The organism is Plantactinospora sp. B6F1, assembly GCF_040120695.1.
Taxonomy (GTDB): Bacteria; Actinomycetota; Actinomycetes; order Mycobacteriales; family Micromonosporaceae; genus Plantactinospora.
The window spans coordinates 15,624-37,326 of sequence record NZ_JBEEAC010000038.1; the positions used below are offsets into that span (position 1 = coordinate 15,624).

Annotated in this window: 14 protein-coding genes; 10 read left to right on the forward strand and 4 right to left on the reverse strand. The window is 68.0% G+C overall.

Going from position 1 to position 21,703, the window contains the following annotated elements:
• Positions 1-316: 316 nt before the first annotated feature.
• The 6 genes from ngcE (ABNF97_RS29655) to ABNF97_RS29680 all read left to right on the forward strand — a co-directional run bounded on the left by ngcE (ABNF97_RS29655) (position 317) and on the right by ABNF97_RS29680 (position 4,844).
• Positions 317-1,729: an N-acetylglucosamine/diacetylchitobiose ABC transporter substrate-binding protein gene (gene ngcE / locus ABNF97_RS29655; protein WP_349340544.1), complete on the forward strand. Its 1,413-nt coding sequence runs from the start codon at positions 317-319 to the stop codon at positions 1,727-1,729.
• 103 nt (positions 1,730-1,832) lie between these two features.
• Positions 1,833-2,741, forward strand: a complete 909-nt coding sequence (locus tag ABNF97_RS29660) for an ABC transporter permease subunit (RefSeq protein WP_130460444.1) — start codon at positions 1,833-1,835, stop codon at positions 2,739-2,741.
• 95 nt (positions 2,742-2,836) lie between these two features.
• On the forward strand, positions 2,837-3,652 hold the full coding sequence (locus tag ABNF97_RS29665; protein ID WP_130465575.1) for an ABC transporter permease subunit: 816 nt from the start codon (positions 2,837-2,839) through the stop codon (positions 3,650-3,652).
• A gap of 371 nt (positions 3,653-4,023) precedes the next feature.
• Positions 4,024-4,224, forward strand: coding sequence for a DNA-binding protein (locus tag ABNF97_RS29670; protein WP_130460443.1), 201 nt, complete (start codon positions 4,024-4,026; stop codon positions 4,222-4,224).
• A gap of 84 nt (positions 4,225-4,308) precedes the next feature.
• Positions 4,309-4,593: a type II toxin-antitoxin system prevent-host-death family antitoxin gene (locus ABNF97_RS29675; RefSeq protein ID WP_130460442.1), complete on the forward strand. Its 285-nt coding sequence runs from the start codon at positions 4,309-4,311 to the stop codon at positions 4,591-4,593.
• Positions 4,590-4,844, forward strand: a complete 255-nt coding sequence (locus ABNF97_RS29680) for a Txe/YoeB family addiction module toxin (RefSeq protein ID WP_130460441.1) — start codon at positions 4,590-4,592, stop codon at positions 4,842-4,844. Before ABNF97_RS29675 ends, ABNF97_RS29680 begins: the two co-directional genes overlap by 4 nt.
• 63 nt (positions 4,845-4,907) lie before the next feature.
• Here ABNF97_RS29680 and ABNF97_RS29685 read toward each other — a convergent pair whose 3' ends face one another.
• Positions 4,908-5,900, reverse strand: a complete 993-nt coding sequence (locus tag ABNF97_RS29685; protein WP_349340545.1) for an N-acetylglucosamine kinase — start codon at positions 5,898-5,900, stop codon at positions 4,908-4,910.
• A gap of 201 nt (positions 5,901-6,101) precedes the next feature.
• Here ABNF97_RS29685 and ABNF97_RS29690 point away from each other — a divergent pair, with 201 nt between their 5' ends.
• The 4 genes from ABNF97_RS29690 to ABNF97_RS29705 all read left to right on the forward strand — a co-directional run bounded on the left by ABNF97_RS29690 (position 6,102) and on the right by ABNF97_RS29705 (position 10,586).
• Complete coding sequence (locus ABNF97_RS29690; RefSeq protein WP_130460439.1) at positions 6,102-7,064, forward strand: SIS domain-containing protein; 963 nt, start codon at positions 6,102-6,104, stop codon at positions 7,062-7,064.
• A 205-nt stretch (positions 7,065-7,269) separates the two neighbouring features.
• Positions 7,270-8,724 carry an N-acetylglucosamine/diacetylchitobiose ABC transporter substrate-binding protein gene (gene ngcE, locus ABNF97_RS29695; protein WP_130460438.1) on the forward strand — a complete coding sequence of 485 codons (1,455 nt, stop codon included), beginning with the start codon at positions 7,270-7,272 and terminating at the stop codon, positions 8,722-8,724.
• 20 nt (positions 8,725-8,744) lie between these two features.
• Entirely contained in the window at positions 8,745-9,653 is a 909-nt protein-coding gene (locus ABNF97_RS29700) for an ABC transporter permease subunit (protein ID WP_130460437.1), read from the forward strand.
• A 12-nt stretch (positions 9,654-9,665) separates the two neighbouring features.
• Positions 9,666-10,586, forward strand: coding sequence for an ABC transporter permease subunit (locus ABNF97_RS29705; protein WP_130460436.1), 921 nt, complete (start codon positions 9,666-9,668; stop codon positions 10,584-10,586).
• A gap of 29 nt (positions 10,587-10,615) precedes the next feature.
• On the opposite strand, the gene ABNF97_RS29710 is transcribed toward ABNF97_RS29705, so the two are convergent.
• The 3 genes from ABNF97_RS29710 to ABNF97_RS29720 all read right to left on the reverse strand — a co-directional run bounded on the left by ABNF97_RS29710 (position 10,616) and on the right by ABNF97_RS29720 (position 21,557).
• Entirely contained in the window at positions 10,616-11,191 is a 576-nt protein-coding gene (locus ABNF97_RS29710; RefSeq protein ID WP_130460435.1) for a hypothetical protein, read from the reverse strand.
• Positions 11,185-19,674 carry a golvesin C-terminal-like domain-containing protein gene (locus tag ABNF97_RS29715; RefSeq protein WP_349340546.1) on the reverse strand — a complete coding sequence of 2,830 codons (8,490 nt, stop codon included), beginning with the start codon at positions 19,672-19,674 and terminating at the stop codon, positions 11,185-11,187. The genes ABNF97_RS29710 and ABNF97_RS29715 overlap by 7 nt, the downstream gene beginning before the upstream one ends.
• Before the next feature lie 83 nt (positions 19,675-19,757).
• Positions 19,758-21,557 (reverse strand): BTAD domain-containing putative transcriptional regulator, encoded by a 1,800-nt coding sequence (locus ABNF97_RS29720; RefSeq protein WP_165436575.1) that lies wholly within the window; start codon positions 21,555-21,557, stop codon positions 19,758-19,760.
• Positions 21,558-21,703: the final 146 nt, after the last annotated feature.

Here is a 21,703-nt window from a genome sequence, read left to right on the forward strand (position 1 = left end):
TCTATTCTGTCGGCCCCCGGACGCGCTATGCGGGAACCCGGGGTGGATTGCCGCTGCGTAACGGTTCGGCCGCCGGGGCTTGCTGCCGGCACCCTCTTCCGTAAGAATCCTTCAGTAACTTTCTGTCAAGTGAAGACAAGCACCACTGTCCGAATTTTCCCACCTGTCAAGGCGACACCACCCCACACGACCCGTCGACGGCCGAGCCGCCGACCAGCACCGCCAGCGCCACCCGACCCGATGACCCCGAGCCTCGTTGGCGGGCGCCGCCCCAACCGGCTGCGGCGTCCACCTGGACCGGATCCGAGGAGAAGCAATGAACAGGCGTGACATTCTCCGTCGTACCGCCGCGGCCGGCCTGCTGGCCGTCCCCGCCACCGGTCTGTTGACCGGTTGCGCCCTCGGCGGCGACGACGACAAGAGCGGCGGCGAGTCGCTCGAAGGCACGAAGAGTGAGCAGAACCCACTCGGGGTCAAGGAAGATGCGCCGCTCGAGGTGGTCATCTTCAACGGTGGCTTTGGCGAAGAGTATGCCAAAGCCCACCAGGCGATGTACACCGCCAAATATCCAAAGGCAACGATCAAGCACTCGGCGACCCAGGAGATCAGCAAGACCCTCCAGCCCCGGTTCGTCGACGGCACCCCGCCGGACGTGGTGAACAACTCCGGCGCCGGGCAGATCGACTTCAACGGCCTGGTCTCGCAGAACGCCCTGGCCGACCTCGGCGAGCTGCTGGACGCGCCCAGCCTGGACATTCCGGGCAAGAAGGTCCGGGACACCCTGCTGCCGGGCGTGGTGGACGTCGGGTCGTACGACGGCAAGTTCCTGGTGCTCAGCTACGCGTACACCGCCTACGGCATCTGGTACTCCACCAAGCTCTTCAGCGAACGGGGCTGGCAGTACCCGAAGACCTGGGACGACCACATCGCGCTCTGCAAGCAGATCAAGGCCGCCGGCATCGCTCCCTGGACCTACGCCGGCAAGCACCCCCGGTACATGAGCTGGCCGGTCCTCTCCACCGCCATCAAGTTCGGCGGCCCGGACGTGGCGAAGGCGATCGACAACCTGGAGCCGAACGCCTGGAAGTCCGAGCCGATGAAGATGGCGGCGGACGCCTGGTACCAGATCGTCAAGGACGGCTTCATCATGCCGGGCAGCCCTGGCCTGGACCACGTGCAGTCGCAGACCGAGTGGTGCCGGGGCAAGGCCGCCTTCATCTCCTGCGGCTCCTGGCTGGAGAGCGAGCAGGCCAAGGTCACCCCGCCCGGCTTCAACATGTCCGTCGCGCCGACCCCCAGCCTGGGGACCAGCGACAAGCTGCCGTTCGAGGCGATGCGTGGCACCGCCGGTGAGCCGTTCATGGTCCCGGCCAAGGCCAAGAACCGGGCCGGCGGCCTGGAGTACCTGCGCACCATGCTGTCGATGAAGGGTGCCCAGGACTTCACCCGGAAGGTCTCCAGCCTGACCGTGGTGGCCGGCTCCACCGAGGGCATCGACCTGCCGTTCGGGCTGAGCACCGTGGTCAAGGCGCTGGACGCCTCAGGCAGCAACGGGTTCAACTGGGTCTACAACAACTACTACCGCAAGCTGGAGCGCGAGCTGGTGGACGCGGCCTGCGGCGAGTTCTTCAGCGGCCGGAGCACCCCGGCCGAGTTCCTGGACGCGTGCCAGAAGGGTGCCGACCAGATCGCCGCGGACAGCAGCATCAAGAAGTACAAGCGTCAGTAGGCCGTCGGGTGACGTCGCGGGGGTCGGCCGGCACGGCCGGCCCCCCGGCGTGATCGTCGCGGGGACAGGTCTTCCCGCGTGGAGTGGGCAGGATGTCAGTCACGTGAAACATGGCAAGTATCCGCTGATCATCACCTTCCTGGTACCGCCGCTGCTGCTGTACGGCATCTTCGTGCTCTCGCCGTACCTGCAGGCGTTCCAGATCTCCACCACCAACTGGCTGGGCTACTCGGCCTCCGCCGACTATGTCGGGCTGGAGAACTTCAGCACGCTGCTGCGTGACGGCGCGCTGTGGAACGCGGTGAAGAACAACGCGATCCTGCTGGTGCTGCTCCCGGTCCTGACCATCGGGCTGGGGATCTTCTTCGCCAGCATGCTCAACATGGGCGGCCGGCGCGGCAGCGCCGGGGTGGTCGGGGTGCGCGGTTCCAGCGTCTACAAGCTGGTCTACTTCTTCCCGCAGGTGCTCTCGGTGGTGATCATCGCGTTGCTCTGGAAGGAGGTCTACCACCCCAACAACGGGCTGCTCAACGCCACGCTGCGCACGGTCGGGCTGCCCGCGCCGACCTGGCTCGGCGACCCGCGTACCGCGTTCTGGGCGGTGTTGGCGGTGATGGTCTGGAGCAACGTCGGCTTCTACGTGGTGCTCTTCGGCGCGGCGATGCAGGCCATTCCGAAGGACATCTACGAGGCGGTGATGCTCGACGGCGCCTCCCGGCTCACCACGCTGCGAAGGGTGACCCTCCCACTGCTCTGGGACACCGTGCAGGTCGCCTGGATCTATCTGGCCATCGCCGCGCTCGACGGTTTCATCCTGATCCAGCTGATGACCGACGGCGGTCCCAACCACTCGTCGGACGTGATCGGCCTGCGGATGTACAACACCGCGTTCGGCACCGAGACCAAGTTCGGGTACGCCTCCGCGATCGGCGTGGTGATGTTCTTCCTGACCCTGTCGGTGGCGGTACTGGCGCTGCGCGTCACCCGCCGGGACCGAATCGAGTACTCGTGACAACCGTCGACACTCCCGCGTCGGCTCCGCCTGCCGTCGGCGCCGACAGCCGGTCCGGGACCGGCGACCGGGCACCCCGCCGCGAGCGGGGCGTGATGAACGTCTTCTCGCACGGCTTCCTGCTGTTCTGGGGGCTGCTGACCACCCTGCCGCTGCTCTGGGTCGTGATCAGTTCGTTCAAGAGCGACGGCGAGATTCTCAGCGATCCGTGGGGGTTGCCCGGCGCGCTGCGCTTCGAGAACTGGGCGCGGGCCTGGACCGAGGCGCGGATCGGACAGTACTTCCTGAACAGCGGGATCGTGGTGGCCGGCTCGCTGACCCTGACCATGTTCTTCGGCGCCACCGCCGCGTACGTCTTCGCCCGGTACGATTTCCGTTTCCGGCAGGGGTTCTACTACCTGTTCGTCGGCGGCATGATGTTCCCGGTCTTCCTCGCCCTGGTGCCGCTCTTCTTCGTGGTCCGCAACGCGGGGCTCTTCAACACCTGGACCGGGTTGATGCTGGTCTACGCCGCCTACTCGCTGCCATTCACTGTCTTCTTCCTCTCCGCGTTCTTCCGAACTCTGCCGACCTCGGTTGCCGAGGCGGCGCTGATCGACGGCTGCGGACACTTCCGGCTCTTCTTCCGGGTGATGCTGCCGATGGCCCGACCGGGCCTGGTCAGCGTGGCGATTTTCAACTTCCTCAGCCAGTGGAATCAGTTCATCCTGCCGCAGGTGCTGATGCAGGGGGACGAGTCGAAATGGGTACTCGCACAGGGGCTTGCGGCGCTGGCGATCAGCCAGGGCTACCAGGGCGACTTCAGCGGGTTGTTCGCCGGCCTGACCCTCGGGATGTTGCCGGTGCTGGCGGTCTACGTCCTGTTCCAGCGCCAGATCCAGTCCGGACTGACCGCCGGCCAGTTGAAGTAGGGCCGACCGCCCACGCGGTACCGCCGCGGTAACGGCCCGGACCTACCTGGGACAGGTCCGGGCCGTGCTACGTCTCCGGCTGCCACTTCCTCCAGTTCCTGGTCAACCGTTCGTACGCCACCCTGGCGGCCCAGCAGTAGCCGGGAACACACGCGCCCCCCTTCGTCGCGTCCGGGCCTGCCCGGTGGCCGGCGCTCCTTGCCAACGGACGGGTTGATCCGACCACCCGGGCAGGCCAGGGCCGACGTGCCGCCCCCGAGCCCAGCTCCACGAGCGGCACAGCCCAAGCACAACAGCCTCCCTTGTCACTTCGACACTGTCAATGTGGCAGGTGTCGAAGTGGCAAGGTCATTTGTGCCTACCGTCGCCCCATGAGGCTGGTTGCCCTGGCAGACGTCGCCGCGATGCTCGGTGGGGTATCACGTACCAGGGCAACCGAGATCGTCCGACGGCCTGGCTTCCCCGAGCCCATCGACACGGTCGGGAACGGCCGCATGCGGATCTGGGATCGAGACGCCGTCGAGGCGTGGATCCGCGAGAACCGGCCCAGCCAACGCGACGAGAGCGAGTAAGCCAACGTCGGGCGGCGCGGGACTCGCCTGACGTGCGCTCTCTAGGGTTGTACAATTTTATGTACGTCGCGTCCGGGAGGCATCATGCGTACCGTTCCCTACTCCGAAGTCCGGCAGAACCTGGCTAGGATGCTGGACCACGTCGTGGACGACGCGGAGGAGATCGTGGTGACCCGCTCTGGCCGTGAGGCGGCCGTCATCATCTCGCTGCGTGAGTACGAGTCGCTTAAGGAGACGGCGTACCTGATGGCCAGTCCCGCCAACGCGCGCCGTCTGAACGAAGCCGTCGAAGAGTTGCGCAACGGGGGCGGGGAGATGCGTGACCTGATCGACCCGGACGCCATGCCAGGTGGGGCGTCGGCGGCGTGAAGGTCCAGTTCGCAGGCCGGGGCTGGGAGGACTATCTGAGCTGGCAGCGAGATCGTCAGATGCTGAAGCGAGTGAACACCTTGATTGAGGACATCCGACGCAACGGCCACCAGGGCATCGGCAAGCCGGAGCAGTTGCGCGGCAACTGGGCTGGGTTCTGGTCGAGGCGAATCGATCAGGAACACCGCCTGGTGTACCGGATCGTCGATGACACCGTGCAGATAGCGCAGTGCCGCTATCACTACGAATGAACCTTCCAACCTCCCCCTCCTGAGTAGCGACAGGAGCCCCGGAGCGGCAGGCTGATACCGACCTCAGTGGGCGGCCGGGCCGAGCAGCCGGCGGTGCAGTGCGGCCGGGTCGGTCAGCTCGGGCAGGTCCCGGGCGGCCAGCCAGGCGGCGCCGAGCGCACCGTCCCCGGCGGTCCGCACCGGCGCGTCCGGCCAGCGCGCGGTCAGCGCCGGGCGGACCGCCTCGGCCAGCGGGGTGTCCCCGGTGAGCAGCCCGCCGCCGAGCACGATCGGGGTACGCGCGTCAGCGGGCCGGATCCGCTCCACGTTGGCGGCGAGCAGCCGGGCGGCCTCGGCAAGGATCGCCCCGGCGGACGGGTCGCCATCGCGGTCGGCCCGGATGACCAGCGGTGCGAGTGCGGCCAGTTCGACGGGGGGGCGCCGGGTCACCGTCTGGATCAGGCTGTCCACGGTGTCCCGGGGCCGTGCGGCGACCTCCGCCGAGCCGAGCAGTTCGGTGAGGACGAGGGTGCCGAGCGGGCCGGGCGTCCGGTGCCGGTCGAGGTCGGCCAGCGTTCGTCGGACCGCCTCCCGACCGAGCCAGAAGCCGCTGCCGGCGTCGCCGAGCAGCCAGCCGTGGCCGTCGGCGACCTGGGCCAGCGTCATGTCGCGTACCTCGACGGCGATCGCCCCGGTGCCGGCGATCAGGATCGTGCCGTCCGGCTCGGCGGTGCCCGAGGCGTACGCGACGAGGGCGTCGCCGAGGACCTCGTACCGGCAGCGCAGCCCGACCTCCTGCCAGACCCGTTCGAAGGCCAGCCGGCCGGCCGGATCGGCGAGCAGCCGGCCGGCTCCGGCCAGCCCGATCACGCCGGCCCAGGCCAGTCCCGGATCGATCTCGGCGAGGGCGTCGGTCAGCGCCAGCCGGAGCTGTTCGGCGGCTCGGTCGGCGCCGTGGGTGGTCGGGTTGCCGCCGCCGGCCAGCCCGGTGCCGAGGGGTTCCCCGGCCAGCGAGACCACTGCGGCCCGGGTTGAGGTGCCGCCGACGTCGAGCCCCACCACTATGCCGTCGGACATGACCGGCAACCGCCTTTCCCGCGCCCAGTCGATCGGCGTCCATGCTGCTCGGTACGGCTCTTCCGGGCAAGCGCCGGTAGTCCGGCACAGGGGCGGCCGAGGTAACAGTTTGAAAACTTCACCCATCGTCTTGACAAGCGGGGGGTGTTAGTAAGAACTTTTACCACTAACAGTTAACTTCCTTTTCCGAAGGGTGTGCCCATGGTCGAGCCGGAGTCGGACAACATCGCGGGGACCGCGGTGGTCGACGCCGGGCCCGACCGCCGGGCCGCCGCCGGGCTCTCCCCGGCCGACAGCGTGCTGGTCAGGGTCCGGTCCCGGCTCACCGAGTTCACCGGCGCCCTGCAACGGGTGGCCGAGCAGGTGCTCAGCGACCCGGCCGCCGCCGCCCGGGCCACCATCGTCGAACTCGCGGAGCGCAGCGGCACGTCCCCGGCCACCGTCACCCGGTTCTGCCGGGCGCTCGGCTTCGAGGGTTACGCCGACCTGCGGCTCGGGATCGCCGCCGAGACCGGTCGGGCGCACACCGCCGGCTGGACCGTCGACATCGGTCGGGAGATCCAACCGACCGACCCGCTGGAACGGGTGCTCGGCCAGATAATCGCGGCGGACACCCAGGCCATGCGCGACACCGCCGCGCTGCTCGACCTGGCCGAGGTCGGGCGGGCCGCCGAGGCGATCGCCGGAGCGGCCCGGGTGAACATCTTCGGCGCCAGCGGCAGCGCGCTGGTCGGCGAGGAGATGCAGTTCAGCCTGCACCGCATCGGCGTGGCCGCGTGGGCCTGGAACGACGTACACGAGGCGTTGGCCGGTGCCGCGCTGCTCCGCCCCGGCGACGTCGCCCTGGGCATCTCGCACACCGGCCAGACCCGCGAGACCATCGAGACCCTCGCCGAGGCGGGCAGTCACGGCGCGGTCACCGTGGCGCTGACCGGGTTCCCCCGGTCCCCGCTGGCCGAACTGGCCGACATCGTGCTGCGCACCGCCAGCCAGGCGACCACCTTCCGGCCGGACGCGCTCTCCGCCCGGCATCCGCAGCTCGTCGTGCTCGACCTGCTCTACATCGCCGTCGCCCAACGCACCCACGACCGGGCCCACGCCGCGTTCCAGCGGACGGCCCGGGCGGTGGGCGGGCACAAGGCAATCAGGGAGGCGCGCCCGTGACCCGCATCCGACCCCGACCCGTCGCCGGCGGAGGCATCGCATGCCACCTCCGGCCCGATCGCTCCGCGCAGGAGCGCGCAACCCGCACCGCTGGCAGGTCCCGGTCATCCGGAGTCGTCCGGTTGGCCCGACCCGATTCTCAACCGAGGAGATGAAGATGTCCGCAATCCCCGACCACACGTCGGACCGCGTTGATTCGTCGAGTATGACCGGGCCTGAGCTGCCGGCGGCGCTGGGCAGCAGCCGCCGCACGGTGCTGCGCCGGGCCGCGGCCGTCGGGCTGCTCACCATCCCGGCCGCCGGGCTGCTCGGTGCCTGTGCCACCGGCGGTGACGACGGAGGCACCACCGAGCAGGAGACCGGGGAGAAGAGCGCCACCAACCCGCTCGGTGTCAAGGAGGACGCCGCGCTGGAGGTGATCATCTTCAACGGTGGGTACGGCGAGAAGTACGCCACCGACGTGCACCAGAAGCTCTACAAGGCGGCGTTCCCGAAGGCGGAGATCAAGCACCAGGCGACCCAGGCGGTCTCCACGGTGCTCCAGCCGCGGTTCACCGCCGGTGACCCGCCGGAGTTCGTCAACAACTCGGGCGAGAAGTTCCTCGACTTCGGTGCCCTGGTCAACGACGACCAGCTCCAGGACCTGACCGAGCTGTGGGACGCGCCGTCGGTCGACGACCCGAACAAGAAGGTCCGGGACACCGTCATCCCCGGAGTCGTCGAGCAGGGCATGTTCAACACGAAGGACGGTGGCCGCAAGCCCTTCGTGCTCTACTACGTCTCGACCGTCTACGGCATCTGGTACTCCGGCAAGCTCTTCAAGGACAACGGCTGGACCGTACCGACCACCTGGGAGCAGTTCACCGCGCTCTGCGACCAGATCAAGGCCAAGGGCATCACCCCGTTCGGTTACGCCGGGGCGAACGCGGCCTACTACATGTGGAACGTGATCCTGACCCAGGCGGCCAAGGTCGGCGGTCCGGACGTGCTGAAGAACATCGACAACCTTGAGCCGAACGCCTGGAAGGCCGAGCCGGTGATCCAGTCCGCCAAGGCCTGGGCCGAGATCGGCGCCAAGTACGGCGACAAGAGCTTCGAGGGCCTCAAGCACACCGACGTGCAGCTGCGGCAGAACCAGTACAAGCTCGCCTTCTATCCCAGCGGTGACTGGCTGGAGAACGAGCAGAAGAAGGACACGCCGGCCGGCTTCGAGTACCAGCTCATGCCGGTGCCGAGCCTGACCGCTGGAGACAAGCTGCCGGCCGGGGCGATCCGGGCGGCCGGTGGCGAGGGGTACTTCGTCTCGGCCAAGAGCAAGAACCCGCGCGGCGGCATGGAGTACATGCGGCAGATGCTCTCCAAGGCGGGCGCCCGGGGCTTCACCGAGACCGTCGGGGCGGCCACCGTGGTTCCGGCCGGCAGCGAGGGCTACTCCTTCCCGCCCGGTGTGGCCAGTTCGCAGGCCGCGCTGAAGGCGGCCGGGACGAACGTGTTCAACATGATGTTCGACAACTGGTACAAGGAGCTGGACACCGAGGCCCGGACGGCGACCAACGAGCTGATGTTCGGCCGGGCCAGCGCCGAGCAGTGGGCCGAACGGATCCAGAAGCGCGCGGACGCGATCAAGAACGACAGCAGTGTCGCCAAGTTCTCGCGCTGACTGACCGGAGTGGAGTGATCATGCGGCAGGGCAAGTACCCGTTCGTGATCGGCTTTCTCTTCCTGCCGGTCACGCTCTACTCGGTCTTCGTGATCGCGCCGTACGCCCAGGCGTTCCAGCTCGCGATGACGAACTGGCGGGGGATCGGCGCGCCGGAGTGGATCGGGTTCGAGAACTTCCAGCGGTTGTTCAACGACACGGCCTTCTGGAAGGCGGTCCAGCACCACGGGATACTGCTGCTTGCCCTGCCGCTGATCACCATCGCCATCGCGCTGTTCTTCGCGTTCCTGCTCAACGTCGGCGGCGGCAGCAAGGGCGGCCAGCGAATCGGGGTCCGGGGATCCGCCTTCTACCGGGTGGTCTTCTTCTTCCCCCAGGTCCTGGCGGTGGCGATCATCGCCGTACTCTTCCAAATGGTGTACCGGCCGGACGAGTCCGGCCTGATCAACGGCGTACTGACGAAGATCGGGCTCGAACCGATCTTCTTCCTGATCAACCCGAACCTCGCCCTCTGGTCGATCATCGGGGTGCTGGTCTGGCAGGCGGTCGGCTTCTACGTGGTCCTCTTCTCGGCCGGCATGGCGTCGATCCCGACCGAGATCTACGAGGCCGCCGAGATCGACGGCGCCACCAGGATCACGCTGTTCTTCCGGGTGACCCTGCCGCTGCTCTGGGACACCCTCCAGGTGGCCTGGGTCTATCTCGGCATCGCGGCGTTCGACGCCTTCGCCATCGTCGCGGTGCTCTCCGTCGACAGTGGCGGCCCGGACGGCGCCACCACGGTGCTCGCGATGGAGATCTACCGCAACGCGTTCATCTACGGCCGGGCCGGATACGCCTCGGCGATGGGAGTGGCGCTGTTCTTCCTGACCATCACCTTCGCGGCGCTCACGCTGCGGGTGTCCAAGCGGGAGAGCATCGAGTACTAGATGGGACCCCAGATGACGACACAGACCGAACGCCCGGTGACCGGACCGGTGCGACGCAAGGCGGCCGACGGTGCCGGCAAGGGCCGCGACCGCCGGGTCAGGTCCGAGGTACGACTGCTCTCCAGCCTGGGGCACGTGGCCCTGGTGGTCTGGGCGGTGATCGTGATCGTCCCGATCCTCTGGACCTTCCTGGCCTCGTTCAAGAACACCGCGGAGATCTTCAGCAGTCCGTGGACCCTCCCCGCCGAACTGCGCTGGGAGAACTGGGGCCGGGCCTGGACCCAGGCCCGGGTCGGCAAGTTCTTCGTCAACAGCGTGATCGTGGTCGCCTGCGGCGTCTTCGGCACCATGCTGCTGGGCTCGATGGCCGCGTACGTGCTGGCCCGCTACAAGTTCGTCGGCAACCGGCTGATCTACTACCTGTTCGTCTCCGGGCTGGCCTTCCCGGTCTTCCTCGCCCTGGTGCCGCTCTTCTTCGTGGTGGACAACCTCGGCCTGCTCAACACGCACACCGGGCTGGTCCTGGTCTACATCGCGTACTCGCTGCCGTTCACGGTCTTCTTCCTGGCCGCGTTCTTCAAGACGCTGCCGACCTCGGTGGCCGAGGCGGGCATGATCGACGGCTGCTCGCACACCCGGCTCTTCTTCCAGGTCATGATGCCGATGGCCAAGCCGGGACTGATCAGCGTCGGGATCTTCAACATCATCGGGCAGTGGTCGCAGTACCAGTTGCCGCTGGTGCTGCTCTCCAACGCCGAGGACAAGTGGGTGCTCACCCAGGGCATCGCCGACATCTCGGTCAACGCCGGCTACGAGGCGGACTGGTCCGGGCTCTTCGCCGCGCTGACCATGGCGATTCTGCCGATGATCGTGGTCTACGCGATCTTCCAGCGACAGATCCAGTCCGGCCTCACCGCCGGCGCCCTGAAGTAGCCCCTGACCCGTTGGACGTGACAGGAGAATCAGGATCGGTAGTAGTCAAGCGCGCATTTGGAGCGGTCACTGATCTCCGAGGCCGTCAGCCGCTCCTCATTCTTCGCGCCGAGATTGTAGCCGTACTTCACGGTCTCCGGATCCGTGCCAGCCGGATAGGTCGGTACCCTGCCTACCTCGAAAGCGCCCCCGACCGAATGGCCGGCCTCGGGATCGTTGATCCGAAACATGACGGCGAGCGTCTCCGGTAACTCCATGGCGGAGCCGGCGGGGACGCTCACCTTCTGATAGCCGGCGTCGTCGCCAACCACGATCCAACCCCGCGCGGCACGATCGTCGGTCGGCTCCGCCACCTTCCAGTACGTGAATCTGGTCGATTCCCGGTCGAAGGTCGACTCCTTGGCAGCCGCCGTGTTGTCGATGGCCTCGACGCTCGCGATCCGTTCGTCGTCGCAGAGTGGCGCGAAGACGTGAAGTTCGTCGCCTATCCGCGCCACGCCGATCTCGTAGATGTCGTCACTGGGGGCCACGTACTCACACCCGGAGGCGAGTAGGGCCGCCACCGCGAGCAGGGGAGCCATCAGCCATTGCCGTTGGGTCAGCAATTGTAGCCACCTCCACCGTTCGAGGCCTGCTCGGCGGCCTCCTCGTACCTGTTGCACGGCTTGTTCCGGTCTACGAACTCCGCCCACAGGTACATGCCGCCGAAGATCCAACCGTACCGCCGCCACTGCTCGTCGCGGTGGAACTTCTCGTGCGTGGCAAGATCCGGGTCCATGGTGCCGCCGTCCCAGACGAACGTGTCGCCCAGTTGGGTCCCGCCACGGGAATGCATCGGGAGCCAGCCCTCCTCGCAGACCCGGAGGCCATAAACGGTCTGGCACTCTCCGCCGGTCTGGGTGACGATCCACTCCACCGCATCGCCGAGCACTGCCGACTGCCAATCCGTGAACCGGTCCCACTGCTCCGCGACGTAGGCGGTCGTCGCCTCCCATGCCGCGGTCGCTTTCTCGTCGATCCAGTTTCCGACGTCGCTGGCGGTGTCCTTGATCCAGTTTCCGACGTCGCTGGCCGTGTCCTTGATCCAGTTTCCGACGTCGCTTGCGGTGTCTCCGATCCAGTCTCCGACGTCGCTGGCGGTGTCCCCGATCCAGTCCCCTGCGTCGCTTGCGGTGTCCCCGATCCAGTCTCCGGCGTCCGCGGCACAGTCACCCCAGCTCATCGGGTTCCAGCTACAGGAGTCGTGGCCGTCGTTCTCGACGAGGGAGATGGGATTGCCGCCGGCGAAGGCGTAACGGTTGGCGTTCCAGGGGTCGATTCCGAGTCGCAGGTCGGCAAGGGCGCCGTTGTAACTGTCCCGGGTCAGGAACCGGTTGAGGCTGGGTGCGTAGTCGCGGAAGCCCATGTCGTACGTGTCGGAGTTGGCGTTGACCCGCTTGGCGTTGTACCGGTACGAGTTGTAGGGCTGTTTGTCGGGGTCGGTCGGATCGGGCTTGTCCACACCGGTGAACTGCGCCTCGTCGTCGCTCCCGTAGGCGGTGTAGCCGTAGGTGGCCCTGGTGTTGCCGGCCTCGTCGGTCAGGATCTCGACGTCGGAGTGCGCGTTGTACCCGTAGTAACCGCGCTCCTCGCCGCCGTCGCTGCGGTACGTGATCTGCGAGAGTCGTTCGCCCCACGGCGAGTACTGGTACGACTTCTCGATCTCCCCGGCGACCTCCTCGTCGAGGACCTCGCCGGAGAGCCCGAGGTAGTGGAAGGTGACCGTCTTCTCCTGCGCGGTTCCCGCGTCGGTGGTCGTCGTGGTGGTTCGATCCATCGGGTCGAAGGTGTACCTCGTCGTCGAGGTCTGCGTCCGGTTCTCGACGATGTGGTCGAAGCCGTCGTAGATGTTGCGCTGCACCGTCTGGTCACCGGAGGTGATGGTGTCGAGCCGACCGAAGGCGTCGTAGTTGTAGCGCGACGTGGCCGGGCCCGTGGTGGTGCTGAGTAGACGGTTCCGGTCGTAGTTGAACGTCGACGCCACACCCATGACCCTCTGGGAGATGACGTTGTTGTTCGCGTCGTGCACGTACGTCTCGGTGCCAGCACCGTCACCGGTCCTGGTCAACGACGCGACCCGGTCCCGTGGATCGTAGGTGTAGACCGACGTGGTGCTCAGGTACGCCGCGTGGTTGTCGGCGTTCATCTTCTTGGCTACGTCACTGACGCGGTTGCCGTTGAGGTCGTAGTCGAGCATGTGGTCGGCGACGAGGGTACCGTTCGACCTTTTCTCCGTCTGTGTGTGCACCAGGCCGTCCAGGTAGTACGTGTAGTCGACCGTGTTGCCGTTCCCCTTGACCTCGGTCAGCCGCTCACCCCGGTCGGTGTAGGTGTAGCTGGTGACCTTCGGGTCCGGGTCACCCGCCGAGGCGCCGTTGGCGATCGTGGAGATCAGGTCCCGCGGGTCGTAGGTGTAGGCGGCGTGCTGTCGGTCGTGGGTGATCGACACGGGGGCGTTGTTCTCGTTGTACCTGAACTCGGTGGTGTTGCGCAGTTCGCCGGCTCGGAACTCGCGGACGGCGTCGACCTGGTTCAACCCGGTGTACTCGACCGTGTACTCGTCGACCCGCGCCCCGGGACTGGCATCGTTGATCTTGGTCAGGTTGCCGTTCGGGTCGTACCCGTAGGTGTAGTCCTGCTTCTCGTGGTCCGGCTCGCCGGCGTTGTTCCGGACCAGCTTGACCGCGTCCGCGACCACGGTGCCGGTCGCCTGGTCGGAGAGGCTCACCAACTTGTCGGCGCCCTCGCTGAAGGAGTAGGAGCCGAGCGACACCCAGGCGCCACCGTTGGTCGTCTGGTCGATCGTCCGTGCCGCGCTGCCGTTCGCGTGGGTAACGGTGTAGCGGGCGTTGCTCGCCGCACCGGAGACCCGCGGGTAGCGGACGAACACCTCGTACGTGCCGTCCTGTGGCACGTTGAGCCGCCAGTCGAAGCTGTTGACGCCGCTGCCGGCCGGACGCGTCTGGTAGTTGTGGCCGTACCTGCCGGTCGCCGGATCGGTCACCGTCGTCCAGGCACCGGTCGTACCGGTGTTGTTGAAGTCGGAGTTGTCGACCAGCACCACCTGGCTACCGACCGGCACGCCGTCGTCGGCCCGGGACCGCAGCTTGCCGTCCGGGTGGTACGTCCAGGTCATCGTCCGGCTCGACGATCCGCCCGCCGAGATGACGGTACGGGCGGTCTGCGCCCCGAGCTCGTTGTACTCGTACTCGGTCAGGATGTCCCACGAATCCGTCGAGGTCTCGGCCCAGCCGTTGTCGAAGTACGTGTAGGTGGTGTCGTTGCGCACCGACTCGCCGGACGACGGCGGTGCGGACAGGGTCGTCAACCGGCCCACGTCGTCGTAGCTGTAGATGGTCCGGTCCGCCGTCGTGTAGCGGGGGTCGTCCTCGTCGTACGCGGTATGGGTCTCCTTCACCCGGTTCAGTTCGTCGTAGACGGTGACCGTGGCGAAGTCGTTCGGGTCGTCGGTGGTCGCCACTCCTCGGGGGCTGATCACCTTCGTTCGGTTGCCGGCCTCGTCGTAGCGGTACTGGGTGGTCCGATAGGTGGTGGCGCCGCCGACCGTCTCGTGCGGCACCCTGACCTCTGCCGGCATGCCGCGCGGGTCCAGCACCGTGGTGGTGGTGTTGCCGAGTTCATCGGTGGTGGCCGTGACCAGGCCGTCCCGGTCGTACGTGCTGGTGGTGAACTTGCCCAGCGCGTCGGTGGTCCGGGTGACCCTACGGGCCAGGTCGTAGGCGTACCTGGTGGTGTAGTCGGTGGTCTCCGGCGTGGCGTTCTTCCGAGGGTCGATCACCGTGACCACGTTGCCGACGTTGTCGTACTCGTAGCTGATCCGGTGCCCCTCGGCGTTGGTCACGCTGGTGCGCTGGTAGATCTCGTCGTAGGTGTTGGTGGTGACGAAGTCGCCCTCTTCCGGCGTCAGATTGCCCTTCGGCTCGGTGGTGGTGATCAGGTTGCCGGCCCTGTCGTACGTGAACGAGGTCTTCCGTTCTGGGTCACCGGCCTTGTCGACCGGGGCGTACGACTCGACGAGCTCGTCGCCGGCGTTGTAGACCGCCCTCGACACCGCCGCGTTCGGCGAGGTCGACTCGACCACGTTGTCGTTCGGGTCGTAAACCGGGGCGGGAGTGACGATGAACTCACCCTCGTCCTGCTTCTTCGGTACCCGCTTCTCCAGCGGCCGACCGAAGGTGTCGTACGTCTGGGTGGTCGTCTTGCCCAGCGCGTCGGTGACCGTGAGCACCTGGCCGCGCTCGTCGTACTCGAAGGTGGTGCGCTTGTCGAGCGCGTCGGTGATGATCCGCGGGTAGCCGTTGGCGTCGAAGTCGTCGTGCCGCGTGGTGTTGCCGTTGGCGTCCGTCGCGGTCAGCTCCTGCCCCCAGTCGTCGTAGGTGTACGACGTCTTGTAGTCCTCCGGATCCGCGGTGGTGTTGCCGAACGGGTCGACCACCCAGGCGAGATCGCCGTCGGTCTGGTAGCCGAACGTCCACCGGCGACCCTCTGGGCTGGTCTTGCTGACCAGGTCCGCGACGTAGCCGTTCAACTGGGCCTGGTAGCCCAACGTGGTGCCGGGGGTGCCGTTCCGGACCGCCTCGGCGTCCCTGACTTCGAGGGGGTAACCGGTCTTCTGGTCGTACCGCCAGGTGGAGACGGCGCCGTTCGCCTCCTCCCTCCGGACCACGTTGTGGTCGTCGTCCCAGCCCAGCTTGGTGACCTGCTGCTTCGCGTCCGTGGTCTGGACCGGCCGGCCGTAGCCGTCCATCTGGTAGTTGGTCGGGTGGTTCTCGGCGTCGGTCACCGTGGTGTGGATGGTGTCGCCCTGCGGCCCGTCCGGATCGGTGTACGCGAACTGGGTCGGATGCCCGAGCCGGTCGGTGTACGTCCTCGTCCGCCAGTGGAACTTCGGGTCGTCCTGTGGCGGCGAGTAGTACGCCAGGTTCGTCGCGTTGCCGCGCGGGTCGGTGACCTTGACCAGCTTGACGTTCTTGTTCCCCTGGGTCATGTCGTAGGCGAACCTGAACAGCTTGGGATCACCATTGGTCGACCCGGCACCGTCGACCAGCTCACCCAGCAGCCCCTTGTCGGTGTAGGTGAACGTCAACCGCCGTCCGGAGATGTCGGTGATCCGCGAGACGTGGTCGATGATGTGCGGGTTCGTCAGGTTCGAGGCCGACCGCCGCGTCCAGGTCGTGTCGTCGATGTAGTCGTACGTCTGACCCTTCGCGTAGTAGTCGACGGTCAGCGTCCGCCGACCGGACGGGTCGGTCAGATACCTGAGGAACTTGGTCGGCTTGTTGTTCGACCTCCGCTCCTCGTAGGTGAACGACGTCTCGTTGAGGTTGTTGTCCACCACCGCCGACAGGTAGCCGTCGCAGTCGTAGAAGAACCTCGTCCGGTCCGGCCGAGTCAACTGCCAGGCCCGGGACTCCTCCGTCCTGTTGCCGCAGGCCACCAACCGTTGCAGGTAGAGGTGCACGCCCTTCGGGCTCACCCACTCCTGCGCATCGTCGTTCCAGGTGAACCAGTGACTCGTACCGTCGCCGTCGGTCAGCGTCACCGTCCTGGGGTTGGGGTTGGGGTGGAAGTCCAGCGGCGTACCGAGCCGCATCAGCGACGACGCCTGCAACGACCAGCCGTACCCGGCGACCGTGTCGGAGGTGTCGAGGGAGTTGTACGCCAACCGGACGAAGGTCGACAGCCCTCGGGACGGGTTGCTGAACGCGTCGTACGACCAGACGGTGTTGCCGGCGAACAGGTTGTTCCGCAGGGTGCCGCCGGCACCGGTTTCCTGCTGCGCGTACGAGTAGAACTTCTCCAGGCCGAGCTGGTCGGAGGTCGGCTCCGCCACCGCCACCGTCTGGTTTAGCGAGGTGATCGGCGCGACGGCCGACAACCACTCGTCGGTGGCTTTGTTGTGCAGTTCCCACTGCAGGACGTAGTCGGTGCGCTTGTTCCCCTCCGTGCTCGACGACGGCGTTCTCACCTGCGCCGACACCGTTACGGCGTCCCCCGCGGTGACGTCCCGGCCCAACGGGGTCACGGCCTGGCTGGCCGGGTCGTCGAGCGGGAGGCCGTCGGCCCGGGCCCACCGGTACGACAGCTCCCAGTCCGCCGCCGACCAGGTGCCGGTGGTCGGGTTCGACACCGTCACCGGCACCGTGTAGGCGCTGCCGGGCGCCATCTGCTGCGGCGTCTCCGGCGCGTGGTAGGTCTGCTCCGTGGTCGGCACGGTGTACGTGACCACCAGCTTCGGTCGCAGCTGCGGCTCAGCCGCCTCACTGGACAGGAAGAGCATCCGCTCGGCCGGGCCGGTCTCGTCCGCCAGCCGCACCAACAGACCGTGGTTGGGCGTCGTGCCGGACACCCAGCGCTGCGTGACGTCCTCGACGTACCAGCTCCGCCACGCCGGGTCGTTGGTGACCCCGGTGACCGTGTCCGGTACCGCCGGATCGTAGTCCCCACCCTCGGCCACCCATGGCGTTCCGGTGGCGGCGTCGTCCCAGGAGCCGCTCGCCTCGTCGAACCCTCGGGTGAGCGCGTGCACCTGGTAGGTCGCACCCCCGGTGGTCGGGGTGGTCGCCGACCACAGCTCGAACTCGGCCCCGAGGATCCGGGCGTTGGCGGGAATGGAGGACACACCCGGGAACCGGACGACCGTCCGGGCCGTGCCGTAGGTGGTGGAGTCATTGCCCACCATCAGCCACGGCTTGCCGGCCAGCACGTCGTGCCCGCTCGACGGCTGGGCCGAGGTCAACGTGGTGTCAGTGGCGTCGCCCTGCAACACCCGCACGATCCGCCCCGCCCGGGGCAGCCGGGCGATCTGGGTCGGTGCCGGGATCACCGCCCCGTCGTTGGTCTTCACCGCGACCATGTAGTAGTAGACCTGCCCGAACGGGTCGGTGGAGTCCACCGGGGTCGGGGTCGCCGTGGTGTCGCGGAAGCTCGTCGCCGTCTTGGACACCGGCGCCACCAGCGTCGCCGCCGACGGGGTGAAGGTCTGGAACACGCTGCGGTGCACCTGGTACTCGACGATGTCGCTGCCGGAGTACGCCGACCAGTCCAACTCCGCGCCGGTGGCGTGGATCGTCGTCGGCGCATCCAGGGACACCCCCGGTCGGCCGTAGTTGATGATCAACTTAGGGGTGTTCTCGTTCTCGCCGTTGTAGGCGTACTCCGCCGCCTCGTAGCGCGGACCGCCCCGGCCCAGGATCGCCTCGTTCGCCGCCTTGAGCATGAACCCGTGGTTCGCGGTGCCGGTCAGCCACGACTGGACCACGTTGGTCACCGGGAACCGGTGCCACACACTCGACTCGCCGGCCTTCTTCACCGCGCCGGCCTTGGTGAACCGCACCGCGTCCGCGATCACCGCCACCGAACCGGACACCCCGGCATCACCCAACACCACCCGACCGGTCGTACCCGCCGTGAACGGGTACGTCCCCAGGGTGGCCCAGTCCGCGACCCCCGGGACCTGCTGGTTCACCGTCTTCGACGTGGTCCCGCCCGTGTGCGCGACCCGGTACGGCGCCGCGGTCGACCGGTCCGACGCGGTCACGTGGTGCGCGTCCACGGTGTACGTCCCGGCCTCCGGCAGGGTCGGAATCCAGGTGAACGTCTCACCGGCAACCGTGTTCTTGTTGTACCTGTAGGTGCCGTTGACGGCGTACCGGGTGTAGTCGGTGTTGGCCGACGCCGGCCAGTCCCCACTGACCGCCGTCTTCGCCGTGTCGGTGTCGTCGACCGTGACCACGGTCGCCGCCCCGGCGCCCATGCTCGCGTTGATCGAGTTCCAGGTCACCGTCGACTCCGACCACGGCGCCGTCACCTGCCGCGCCTCCAACGGCACGTCGTAGCCGCCGGTGGTGTGGTCCTGGTCGAAGTACATCTCCAACGACGCCGAGTCGATCGCCGTGTTCAGCGGGATACCGGCGAGGTTGAACCTGACCAGGCTGCGCGCCCGGGACGATGTCGTGGTCCCCACCGAGAGCCGCCAGTTGCCGTCGAAGTTGCCGGTCGGATCGTCCGACGTGATCATCGCGTCCGCCGACTGTGTCGTCGTCGGCTGGATCTTGATCGTCGGGTCCACCGTCACCGGAAAGACCCGGGCCGGGTCGGCCAGCCACGCCGGATCGGCGGCAACGGTCAGCGTCGGCACCGGACCGGAGGTGTCCAACCGCTGGGTGACCCGGTCGCTCCAGGCCTTCCCGTACGGCGATTCCGCGTCGTCCCGGGAGTCGAACATGAACGGCGCCGGCATCACCAGCAGCACCTGCCCGCTGTCCGGGTCCCGGAACTCGATCGCCTGGTCGTCCCGCTGGGACACCGACAACCGTCCCGGATCCAGCCGGAACGTCACCGACGTGGCCGCCGAGGCGCGCTTCAGGATGATCGACTCCTTCAGCGCATCCCCGAGCACCTCATAGGAGACGTCGACCCCGTCGACCAGATCCCGGTAGGTGACCGTGTCCCCCTCGGCGGTGGGCGTGACCTTGCGCCCGGCACCGGCCAGCCCCAGTCGAACCCGTTCACCGCCCAACTCGAACCGGACCAGGTCGTCGCTGCGTACCCCGAACCGGCTGGCGAAGGTGTTACTCGTGTTCGCGTACCCGGCAGCACCGACCGATCGGACCGTCGTGTCGATCGGCAGGAACCGACCCGAGGCGTCCCGGTAGAACCGGGCGCCGGTCGACACCTCCGCCTGGACCCGCCCATCCGACATCTCGAAGAACCGCGTCGTCGCCGACCGCCGGCCGGTCAACTCCCGTACCCGCTTCGCCGGCTTCACCACCCGGCCAGCCGGTGTCGCCTGATCCACCGCCAACCCCGGACTTACCGGCTCCGACCGCTCGCGGCGCGGCCCAGCGGCACCGACCAGGCCCCGCGCCGCCTCACCCAACCGGGACAGCCACCCGCCGTCGTTGCGCTCGCCGCCAGCGGCCCCGCTCGGCGTCGGTTCCCGGGTTGGCAGGGCCTCCACCCCGCCGAGCGTGACCACCAGGGCCAGTAACAGAACGGTGGCCAGCACCCCGCGCAGCTTCCCCATCAGCCATCACCCTCAGCACCGACGTAGACACGTGGGGTCGAAGATAGGGGACAGAGATATATTTGCCGCTATCGTCGAGATACTTATCGGGCGGTATCGACCCGGTCGGCCGACGGCACCGCTGCCACCGGCTGGGCTGCCAACTCCATGGCGTACTCGGCAACGAACGGCAGCGGACGGTAGCCGCGCCGCGCCTCTGGGTGGGTCAACTGCGCGTCGACCAGACCTTCCAACGCCGCCCAGGCCCGGGATACCGACACGCCCAGCCGTGCCGCGACCTGCTCGGGCGACACCGGGGAGGGCAGCTCGCCGAGCAGTCGGAAGACCTGCCCGGTCAGCTCGTCGGCCGCATGTGCCGCCTGGTAGCCGGCGGCGACGCTGTCCCGGACCGACAGGTCCTCGTACCTCAGCACGTCGAGCCGGCGCCGCTCGTCACCGAGCTGCTCGGCCAGGAGCGCGACCGGCCACTCGGGTCGGCTGGCGAGCCGTGCTCCGGCCACCCGCAACGCCAGCGGCAGCCCGGCGCACAACCGCACCAGCTCGGCGCTGGCCTCAGGTTCGGCGTCGAGTCGCGCCACCCCTACGAGGCTGGCGAGCAGCGCGTACGCGTCTGGCGGGGCGAGCGGGTCCAGCGAGACGTGTCGTACACAGTTCAGGGTGTGCAGCCGGCGTCGGCAGGTGACGAAGACCGCGCAGCCCGGTTCGGCCGGCACCAGCGGACGTACCTGAGCGGCGTGCTCGACGTCGTCGACCACGACCAGTACCCGACGCCGGGCCAGAACGGACCGGTAGCGGCCGGTCAGCTCGTCGAGCCCGTCGGCCGGGTCGGGGGCCATGGCGAGCGCCCGGAGTACCCTCGCCACCACCTCCACCGGCAGCACGGCTCCGGCCGTAGCCGAGGACCGACGTAGGTCCAGGTAGACCTGGCCGTCGGGGAAGTCGGCGGCCAGCAGGTGTGCGGCCCGGACCACCAGTGCGGACCTTCCGCTGCCGCCCGGGCCGGAGACCAGCACGGTGGTGGGTAACCGTCCCGCCGCTCGTACGGCCGCGACCAGCTCGGCGACCTCGGCGCTCCGGCCGACCAACTGCACCCCGTCCGGCGGCAGCTCCCGTGGCGCGCCGGAGTACTGCCGAGACTCCCTCCCGGCAAGCGCGATCGCGGTCCGGTCGCCCGGCGGGTCCAGCGTCGGTGCCCGGTTGAGCACCGCCCGGTACAGCTGGGTCAGCTCCGGGCCGGGTTCCACCCCGAGTTGCTCGCCCAGCACCGTCCGAGCCTCGTGGTACGCACCCAGCGCCGCCGCGGCGTCCCCACCACGGTAGAGGGCGAGCATCAACTGGCCCCAGGCCCGCTCCCGCAGCGGATGGCCGTGTACGTGTTGGCGTAGTACCGGGACGACCTCGATGTGCCGGCCCTGCCGTAGTCGTGCCTCTCCCAGGTCCTCGATGACGTGTAGGCGCTGCTCGTCGAGGCTGGTCAGCCGGGCGTCGATGGTCGTACCGACGGGCAGTCCCTCGCCGGCTCGACCCCGCCAGAGCCGAAGCGCTGCGGTGAGGCGGGGTGCCGCCAGGTGGGGGTCGCCCGCCATGAGCGCGTCCCGGCCCGTCCCGGCCAACCGCCGGAAGTCGTCGACGTCCAGCTCACCAGGCTCCAGGCGCAACCGGTACCCGCCGCGCTCGGCCACCAGACGGTCGCCGACGATCCGGCGCAGCGCCGCGGCATGGCTCCGCAGGTTCGCGATCGCCGAGCGTGGCGGCGGCTCCGCCCAGACCATCTCGGAGAGTCGGGCGAGCGACACCGAACGGTTGGCCTCCAATGCCAGCCCGGCGAGCATGCTCCGGCGCTTCGCCGCACCGAGGGCCGCGAGCCGACCGTCGCCGAACACCTGTACAGCACCCAGTAATCGGACCTCGACCCGCATGGATCAACGTGCCCGTGCAGCAGTGATCACTCATCCACGCTAAGTGGTGGTAATCCCGCCTTACAAGGCGTCGATCTATATCAGTCACGGTGACGAATGTCTGTCTTTTC